This window comes from Trinickia sp., assembly GCF_035492435.1.
Taxonomy (GTDB): domain Bacteria; phylum Pseudomonadota; class Gammaproteobacteria; order Burkholderiales; family Burkholderiaceae; genus Trinickia.
The window spans coordinates 1-8,454 of sequence record NZ_DATJJF010000052.1; the positions used below are offsets into that span (position 1 = coordinate 1).

The 8,454-nt window shown below is 61.3% G+C and carries 6 protein-coding genes, 1 tRNA gene and 1 pseudogene; 6 read left to right on the forward strand and 2 right to left on the reverse strand.

What is annotated here, in order from left to right; all coding sequences use genetic code 11:
• Positions 1-86 precede the first annotated feature (86 nt).
• Positions 87-1,112 (reverse strand): tRNA (adenosine(37)-N6)-threonylcarbamoyltransferase complex transferase subunit TsaD, encoded by a 1,026-nt coding sequence (gene tsaD / locus VL598_RS04460; RefSeq protein WP_325325495.1) that lies wholly within the window; start codon positions 1,110-1,112, stop codon positions 87-89.
• A gap of 135 nt (positions 1,113-1,247) precedes the next feature.
• On the opposite strand from tsaD, the gene VL598_RS04465 reads away from it, so the two are divergent.
• The 6 genes from VL598_RS04465 to VL598_RS04490 all read left to right on the forward strand — a co-directional run bounded on the left by VL598_RS04465 (position 1,248) and on the right by VL598_RS04490 (position 8,038).
• Positions 1,248-2,474 (forward strand): NAD(P)/FAD-dependent oxidoreductase, encoded by a 1,227-nt coding sequence (locus tag VL598_RS04465; RefSeq protein WP_325325491.1) that lies wholly within the window; start codon positions 1,248-1,250, stop codon positions 2,472-2,474.
• A gap of 69 nt (positions 2,475-2,543) precedes the next feature.
• A complete protein-coding gene (gene rpsU / locus VL598_RS04470; RefSeq protein ID WP_325325492.1) occupies positions 2,544-2,756 on the forward strand; it encodes a 30S ribosomal protein S21 in 213 nt (70 codons plus the stop codon).
• A gap of 185 nt (positions 2,757-2,941) precedes the next feature.
• Positions 2,942-3,388 carry a GatB/YqeY domain-containing protein gene (locus tag VL598_RS04475; RefSeq protein ID WP_325325493.1) on the forward strand — a complete coding sequence of 149 codons (447 nt, stop codon included), beginning with the start codon at positions 2,942-2,944 and terminating at the stop codon, positions 3,386-3,388.
• Between the two features lie 63 nt (positions 3,389-3,451).
• Positions 3,452-5,338, forward strand: a complete 1,887-nt coding sequence (gene dnaG, locus VL598_RS04480; RefSeq protein WP_325325494.1) for a DNA primase — start codon at positions 3,452-3,454, stop codon at positions 5,336-5,338.
• Between the two features lie 140 nt (positions 5,339-5,478).
• Positions 5,479-7,893 carry an RNA polymerase sigma factor RpoD gene (rpoD, locus tag VL598_RS04485; RefSeq protein WP_414718650.1) on the forward strand — a complete coding sequence of 805 codons (2,415 nt, stop codon included), beginning with the start codon at positions 5,479-5,481 and terminating at the stop codon, positions 7,891-7,893.
• A gap of 69 nt (positions 7,894-7,962) precedes the next feature.
• Positions 7,963-8,038 (forward strand) — tRNA-Ile (locus VL598_RS04490).
• A 215-nt stretch (positions 8,039-8,253) separates the two neighbouring features.
• Here VL598_RS04490 and VL598_RS04495 read toward each other — a convergent pair.
• Positions 8,254-8,454 (reverse strand): annotated as a pseudogene (locus tag VL598_RS04495) (TetR family transcriptional regulator); the annotation flags it as partial.

The window sequence follows — 8,454 nt, forward strand, 5'->3', positions numbered from 1 at the left end:
ATGCGGCGTGGTGTCCGCATAAAACAGGGAAACGGAAGGCGGACGAATGATGCCCCTGCCGCGCCCTCGGGCTCCTTCCGATGCGTCTACCTCGCCAGCGAACTCAGATCCCAGCGCGGCTTCACGGTGAACGCGTAGTCCGAGCTGGCCTGCCCGGGCCAGCGTTTAAGCCGCAACGCTCCGGCCAGCGCGATCATCGCGCCGTTGTCCGTGCACAGGGATAAATCCGGGTAATGCACCTCAAAGCGGCGCTTGCGCGCAGCTTCCGACAGCGCCTCGCGCAACTGCCGGTTCGCGCCAACGCCGCCTGCGACCACAAGGCGCGCAAGGCCCGCCTTCTTTAGCGCGGCGAGCGATTTGGCAACAAGCACGTCGACGGCGGCATCCACAAATCCGCGAGCGAGATCGGCCTTTGCCTGCTCGCAAACATCGTCGCCTAGTTTCTTGACGTGGGTGAGGACGGCCGTCTTCAGTCCGCTGAAGCTAAAATCGAGATCGCCCGAATGCAGCATCGGACGCGGCAAGGCGACGGCACCGGGGGTCCCGAATTCAGCGAGGCGTGAGACTTCGGGCCCGCCGGGGTAACCGAGCCCGAGCAGCTTCGCGGTTTTATCGAAGGCTTCGCCGGCGGCATCATCGACGGTCTCGCCGAGGGTTTCGTAGTCGCCGACGTCGGTGACGCGCATCAGTTGCGTGTGCCCTCCCGAGACCAACAGTGCGACGAACGGGAAGGGCGGTGGCGCTTCCACGAGCAGCGGCGAGAGCAGATGCCCTTCGAGATGGTGAATGCCGATGGTCGGCTTGTTCCAGGCCATCGCCAGCGAGTTGGCGACACTTGCGCCGACGAGCAACGCGCCGGCTAGCCCCGGACCTTGCGTGAAGGCGATGGCGTCGATGTCGGCGCGGCATGCCCCGGCGCGCTCGAGCGTTTCCTCAAGCAGTGGCAGCACACGGCGAATGTGGTCGCGCGAAGCGAGTTCCGGCACGACGCCGCCGTACTCGCGATGCATGGCGATTTGCGAGTGAAGGGCGTGCGCAAGCAGCCCGCGCTCGGTGTCATAGAGCGCGAGGCCGGTTTCGTCACAAGAGCTTTCGATGCCGAGAACGAGCATGGCGATGCAAAGGAAGCGCGGCAGGCGAAAGGCGCGGTTACCGGCGCCGTGCTTGAGCCGCAATCCAAAATGGGAAACGTTAAAGTATAGCAGCGCGCGCTTGACGGCTGCGGGTGCCGGTAGAATGCGCGCACCATGGAATTTTTCGATATCGCGGTAATCGGCGCCGGTGCGGCCGGGATGATGTGTGCGGCAGTAGCTGGGCAGCGCGGCCAACGCGTTGTGCTCATCGATCACGCCGGACGGCTTGCTGAAAAAATTCGTATTTCGGGCGGCGGCCGGTGCAATTTCACGAACCTGCAAGCGGGGCCCGGGAACTACCTGTCGGCCAATCCGCACTTTTGTCGCTCGGCGCTCGCGCGCTACACGCCGCGCGATTTCCTTGCCCTGCTGAAAACGCACCGGGTGTCGTGGCATGAGAAACACCGGGGCCAGTTGTTCTGCGATCATTCGAGCGAATCGATCATCGATGTGCTGAAGGCGGAATGCGACGCGGGCAGCATTGCGTGGCGGCGGCCTGTGGCGGTCGAAACGGTGCGCTTTGCGGACGGGCAGGGTTTTGCACTCGATACGAGCGCCGGCCCGATTACGGCTCGCGCATTGGTCGTGGCGACGGGCGGCTTATCGATACCGAAGATCGGTGCGACTGATTTCGCCTATCGGATCGCAAAGCAATTCGGGCACAAGCTCGTGGAGACGCGCCCAGCGCTTGTGCCGATGACTTTTTCGTCGGAGGAGTGGGAGCCGTTCGCGGCCTTGTCCGGCATTTCGCTGGAAGTCGAGGTGGCGACCGGCACGAAGAAGGCGGAGGGCGCGTTCGTCGAAGATCTGCTGTTCACGCACCGAGGTCTGTCTGGCCCCGGTGTGCTCCAGATATCGAGCTATTGGCAGTCCAAAGAGGCGATCCGCATCAATCTGATGCCGACCCGCGAACCTGTCGCCGAGCTGCTGCAAGCCAAAGCCAGTGCGCGACGCCAGGTCGGCAGCCTGCTGGCCGACTGGTTGCCAGCGCGTTTCGCGCATGTCTGGCTCGACGCGCAGAACATTCGGCACGATACGCGCATCGCAGAGTTGCCCGACAAAGTGCTGCGCCGGCTCGGTGAGTCGCTTGCGGCATGGACGCTCGTGCCGAGCGGCACGGAAGGCTACCGGAAGGCGGAGGTGACGCGCGGCGGCGTCGATACGCGGGAGCTGTCGTCGGCGACGATGATGAGCGAGCGAGTTGGGGGCCTCTTTTTCGTCGGCGAAGCGCTCGACGTGACGGGCTGGCTCGGCGGCTACAATTTTCAGTGGGCCTGGGCGTCGGGCGTTGCGGCAGGGCTTGCCGCGGCCGAATTTGTGCGCCAAGCACGTAATGCTTGACAACGCTCGTGCATTAATGATCGGCGTTTGCTATACTCCCAAACCTTTACAAGCTCGCCGCTTGCGAAAATGACGATCATCCGCGTTAAAGAAAACGAGCCCTTCGAAGTTGCGATGCGCCGCTTCAAGCGCACGATCGAGAAGACCGGACTTTTGACCGAGCTTCGCGCGCGAGAGTTTTACGAAAAGCCGACGGCTGAGCGCAAACGCAAAAAGGCTGCCGCGGTCAAGCGTCATTTCAAGCGGCTGCGCGGCCAGATGCTGCCGAAGAAGTTCTATTGATTTCGGCGCGCCGCGGCCCGCACGTTGTTGCGGCCGGCGGTGCGTTTCACCAAGGTGTGGCCGCGAGTTCTTTGCAGCACTGGCGGTCAGCAATGACCCGCTTGAGGACACATCCCAAGCGGGTTTTTGTGCTCCGCCAGACACGGCGGCCCTCCTCTTGTTCCAACGCTTGCATCGGGTGAAAGATGAGTTTGAAGGATCGGATTAACGACGACATGAAAGCGGCTATGCGCGCGCGCGAAACGGGCCGCTTGGCGGCTGTGCGTCTGCTGCTCGCCGCGATCAAGCAGCGTGAGGTGGATGAGCGCACGACGCTCGACGACGCGGCCGTGATTGCGATCATCGACAAGATGATCAAGCAGCGCAAAGACTCGATCAGCCAGTTCGAAGCCGCGGGCCGCACCGATCTCGCCAGCCAGGAGAGCGCGGAGATGGCCGTACTGGCGACGTACATGCCCGCTCAGCTGTCCGAAGCCGAAATCGCGGCCGAAGTTGAGGCCGCCGTCGCGCAAACGGGCGCTACGGGTCCCGCGGACATGGGCAAGCTCATGGCCGTGCTGAAGGGCAAACTTGCGGGTCGGGCCGACATGACGGCTGTATCGGCGCTCGTCAAAGCCGCGCTCGCCAAGTAGTAAGCAGCGCGATGCGCGCCGCGCGTTTTCGGGCGGCGCGATGCCCATCTGGCGAAACCTAACGTGATCCCGCATTCGTTCCTGCAGGACCTGCTGAACCGCGTCGATATCGTCGATGTGGTGGGCAAGTACGTCCAGCTGAAAAAGGGCGGTGCGAACTTCATGGGGTTGTGCCCTTTCCACAACGAGAAAAGCCCCTCGTTTACGGTTAGTCCGACCAAGCAGTTCTACCACTGCTTTGGCTGCGGGGCGCATGGGACGGCCATCGGGTTTCTGATGGATCACGCCGGGCTCGCGTTTCCTGAGGCGGTGGGCGATCTTGCGCAATCGGTGGGGCTGACGGTGCCGCAGGAGCCTTCGACACGTACAGCGATCGGCATCAGTGGCGGTGAACGCGATGCGCAGCGTCAGCATGGGGGCGAAGTCAACGCGAAAGCAGCCGCGGCGCTGTCCGATCTCATGCAGGTGGCATGCGACTACTACCGCAAGACATTGCGCGGTGCGCCGCAAGCGATTCAATATTTGAAGAAGCGGGGCCTGACGGGCGAAATTGCCGCGCGTTTCGGGCTCGGTTTTGCGCCGGATGGATGGCAGAACCTCGAGGCCGCATTCGCCGATTATCGCGGCGACGCGCTGGTCGAGGCGGGTCTTGTCATCCTCAGCGATAAGCTCGACGCGCAAGGGCAAGCGCGCCGCTACGACCGCTTTCGCGACCGGATCATGTTTCCAATCCGCAACGTAAAAGGCCAGGTCATCGGTTTCGGCGGGCGCGTGATGGAGGCGGGCGAGCCCAAGTATTTGAATTCGCCGGAAACGCCACTATTTAACAAGGGCAGTGAGCTTTACGGTCTTTTCGAGGCGCGCCTTGCTATTCGCGAGTCACGCTCGGTGTTGGTGGTCGAAGGCTATATGGACGTCGTCGCGTTGGCGCAGCTCGGCTTTCCGAATGCGGTTGCGACCCTCGGGACCGCGTGCACGGCCATACACGTTCAGAAGCTGCTGAGGCAGACCGACACGGTCATATTCAGCTTCGATGGCGACGCGGCTGGGCGGCGCGCGGCGCGGCGCGCGCTCGATGCGTGCCTGCCTCACGCGGCGGACAATCGGACGATTCGTTTCCTGTTTCTGCCGTCCGAGCACGATCCGGACAGCTTCATCCGCGAGTTTGGCAAGGAGGCGTTTGCCGAGCAAATCGAGCGGGCAATGCCTTTGTCGCAGTTCATGCTGAGCGAAGTGGTGGCCGGCAAAGAGCTCGATACGCCGGAGGGGAGGGCGCGTGCGCTCTTCGACGCGAAGCCGCTCTTGCAGGCGTTGCCGGCCAACGCGTTGCGCGCGCAGATCATGCATATGTTTGCGGATCGCCTGGACGTGCCTCTTGGTGAAGTCGCCGCGCTGTGCGAGGTGGATTCGCGGATTGTGGCCCCAGCGAGGTCCGCGCCGCCGCGCAACGATCGGCGCCGCGTGACGGGGATCGAGCAGCGGGCGTTGCGAAACCTGGTCATGCACCCGCGCATCGCCACGATGCTTGACGAGGAAAGCGAAGAGAGTCTGATTGCGCAGGCCCATGGCGAGCTGTTCGCGGAAGTGATCACGCATGCGCGGGCACACGGAGAGGCGGCTGATTTCCGACTGCTGTCGGACTTGCTGCGTGCGGGTGCTAACGCGGCAACTTTCGAAGAAATCTTCCGCGAAATTCTGGTCTATGATGAAAACGTACGCGATTTGTTGCTGGAGAGTTCGGAAGACGCCAATGCCGACGAACAACAAAGCGAGCGAGAGCGCATCGCTGGCGAAGAACTGACAGCGGCGATCCGGAAGATGCGCTACGACGCCTGCTGTCAACGGCTTGATCGCTTATCGCGGCAATCAAGGCTCAACACAGAAGAGATGGCGGAGTACACGGAACTCAGTCGGCAGCGGGCGGAGATGAAGCGTCAGTTGGGGGTGTGAGGGCCGGATTCATGCGGAACGTGCTATAATAAAAGGTTCTCAGCGGTTTCATTTTTTCGGTTTCTCTAAGTAGGGGCGTAAAAAAGCAAGCGGGCGCACACGGGGCGGCGCACAAGCACACGGGCGAGGCGAGAAAAGCGATGGCAAAGACGACAGGCGCAAAGGCGGCGGGGGCTGCGGGAGATGGCAAGGTGAAAGGCCACGGCTCCGGCAAGGACGCTCCAGAAAAGGTGCGCAAGGTGTCTCAGGCCAAAGGCGTAGCCTCTGCGGTCGGCGCAAAGCCGGCGAGCAAACCGACTGTGCGGGCAACGGCTGCCGCTGACGTGACGAAAGCGGCGAAAGCGACCGCTAAACCGGAGACAAAGTCCGCCGCGAAGCAGGCGGGTTCGAAAAGCGGGAGGGGCGCGGCTGCCAGGGCGGACGATTCGGCAGTGCGCGACACCCAAGTATCCACGGTGCAACCGGCTGAAGTCCAGCAGCCGCGAGTCGAGACTATTGCCGGTACGGCTAACTCCATGACGAAAAAGCTGAACGAAGTATCCGTCGATGACGACGCAACCCAGGGCGAAGAGCAGCATGCCGCTCCGGGCAAAGCCGAAAAGGCCAAGGCGCGCGACCGTCGCGCGAAGGAGAAGGCGCTTCTGAAGGACGCATTCGCGTCGACTCAGCCGGGCACCGCTGAAGAGTTGGAGGAGCGTCGCTCGAAGCTGCGTGCGCTGATCAAGCTCGGCAAGGAACGCGGCTTTCTGACGTATGCCGAGATCAACGATCACCTGCCCGATAACTTCACGGAAACGGAAGCGATCGAAGGCATCATCAGCACGTTCAACGACATGGGCGTGGCTGTCTACGAGCAGGCGCCGGACGCAGAGACGCTGCTGCTCAACGATAACGCCCCGAACGTCGCATCGGATGATGAAGTCGAGGAAGAGGCGGAAGTCGCACTGTCGACGGTCGATTCCGAATTCGGCCGCACGACCGATCCCGTGCGCATGTATATGCGCGAAATGGGCACGGTGGAGCTGCTGACGCGTGAAGGCGAGATCGAGATTGCGAAGCGCATCGAAGACGGCCTGAAGCACATGGTGATGGCGATTTCGGCGTGCCCGACGACGATTGCCGACATCTTGGCGATGGCAGAGCGCGTGGCGAACGAAGAAGTCCGCATCGACGAACTGGTAGACGGCCTCATTGATCCGAACGCCGAGGATGCCGATGGCTTCTCGCCACAGGAAGCCGAAGCGCTCGAATCGGAAGACGAAGAAGTCGAGGCGGCGGAAGAGGAAGAAGAGGAAGATGATGACGGCAGCGGGCAGGCTACGGCCAATGCCGCGCAACTCGAGGCGCTGAAGCGTACGGCGCTGGAAAAGTTTGCGCTCATCAGCGAGTGGTTCGACAAGATGCGTCGCGCCTACGAGAAGGAAGGCTACAAGTCCAAGGCTTACCTGAAGGCGCAGGAAACGATTCAAGAAGAACTGATGTCGATCCGGTTCACGGCGCGTACGGTCGAGCGGCTGTGTGACACGTTGCGTGCACAGGTGGACGAAGTGCGCCAGGTCGAGCGTCAGATTCTGCACACTGTCGTGGATAGGTGCGGCATGCCGCGCGCCGAGTTCATCGCGCGTTTCCCGAGCCACGAGACTGACCTTGAGTGGGCAGACCGGATCGTTGCCGAGAGCCATCCGTACAGCGCAGTGCTTTCGCGCAATATTCCGGCGATTCGCGAGCAGCAGCAGCGGCTTATCGATTTGCAGGCGCGCGTCGTACTGCCGCTCAAGGACTTGAAGGAAACGAACCGTCAAATGGCGGCAGGGGAGCTGAAGGCTCGCCAGGCAAAGCGTGAGATGACCGAGGCGAACCTGCGTCTTGTGATTTCGATCGCGAAGAAGTACACGAACCGTGGCTTGCAATTCCTCGATTTGATTCAGGAAGGCAACATCGGTTTGATGAAGGCGGTGGACAAATTCGAATACCGGCGCGGCTACAAGTTTTCGACGTATGCCACGTGGTGGATTCGCCAGGCCATTACGCGTTCGATTGCGGACCAGGCGCGCACGATCCGGATTCCGGTTCACATGATCGAGACGATCAACAAGATGAACCGTATTTCGCGGCAGATTCTGCAGGAAACCGGTTTGGAACCGGATCCGGCGACGCTCGCGGAAAAGATGGAGATGCCGGAAGACAAGATCCGCAAGATCATGAAGATCGCCAAGGAACCGATCTCCATGGAAACGCCGATTGGTGACGACGATGATTCTCATCTTGGCGACTTCATCGAAGATAACAACACGGTGGCCCCGGCCGATGCCGCATTGCATGCGAGCATGCGTGATGTCGTGAAGGACGTGCTTGATTCGTTGACGCCGCGTGAGGCGAAGGTCTTGCGGATGCGTTTCGGTATCGAGATGAGCACGGACCACACGCTTGAAGAAGTCGGCAAGCAATTCGACGTGACGCGTGAGCGTATTCGCCAAATCGAAGCGAAGGCGCTGCGCAAGCTGCGTCACCCGAGCCGCTCCGACAAACTCAAATCGTTCCTGGAAGGGAACTGATCAACGCGGTACAATCGCGCCAGACCCGGCGTCACAACCGGGTCTTTTTTTGCGATTCAGTATTTATCAGGGCCTGTAGCTCAGGGGTTAGAGCAGTCGACTCATAATCGATTGGTCGTGGGTTCGAAACCCACCGGGCCCACCAGAAATTCCCGCCAATTGAATCCTCGCTAAGTGTGCCGTTAAGCATAAAGTGGCCACTTTGACACGTTATGCTTTATTTCTCGATAGGCCACATTTTGCTTTATCGGGAATAGGTGCTAGGGTGGAGAGCTTTGCACGCGTAGTGCAGATGCGAATGGACATGTAAAAGCCGGCCCACGGGCCGGCTTTTTGTTGATGCGGTAACCCGGAGGTTGCCTAGCTCGCGCCGAGCGCCTCCTTGACCTCCTGAAGCACGTCTATGACGCCTCGGATGCTGCCCAGCACTTCCTTGGGCACGCGAGCGTTGAGCACCCGTAGATTGATGGCCTTGCCGTCGGCGAGGATGTCCCGGCACGCGGCCTCAATGATGGTGCGAGCATAGACTACGCTTTGTTCTTTCCGGCGCTGCATGTATTG

Excerpts from the sequence above, each read along its gene's own strand:
- tsaD (WP_325325495.1), bottom strand. The coding sequence starts at position 1,112 with ATGCTCGTTCTCGGCATCGAAAGCTCTTGTGACGAAACCGGCCTCGCG.
- VL598_RS04465 (WP_325325491.1), top strand. The coding sequence starts at position 1,248 with ATGGAATTTTTCGATATCGCGGTAATCGGCGCCGGTGCGGCCGGGATG.
- rpsU (WP_325325492.1), top strand. The coding sequence starts at position 2,544 with ATGACGATCATCCGCGTTAAAGAAAACGAGCCCTTCGAAGTTGCGATG.
- VL598_RS04475 (WP_325325493.1), top strand. The coding sequence starts at position 2,942 with ATGAGTTTGAAGGATCGGATTAACGACGACATGAAAGCGGCTATGCGC.
- rpoD (WP_414718650.1), top strand. The coding sequence starts at position 5,479 with ATGGCAAAGACGACAGGCGCAAAGGCGGCGGGGGCTGCGGGAGATGGC.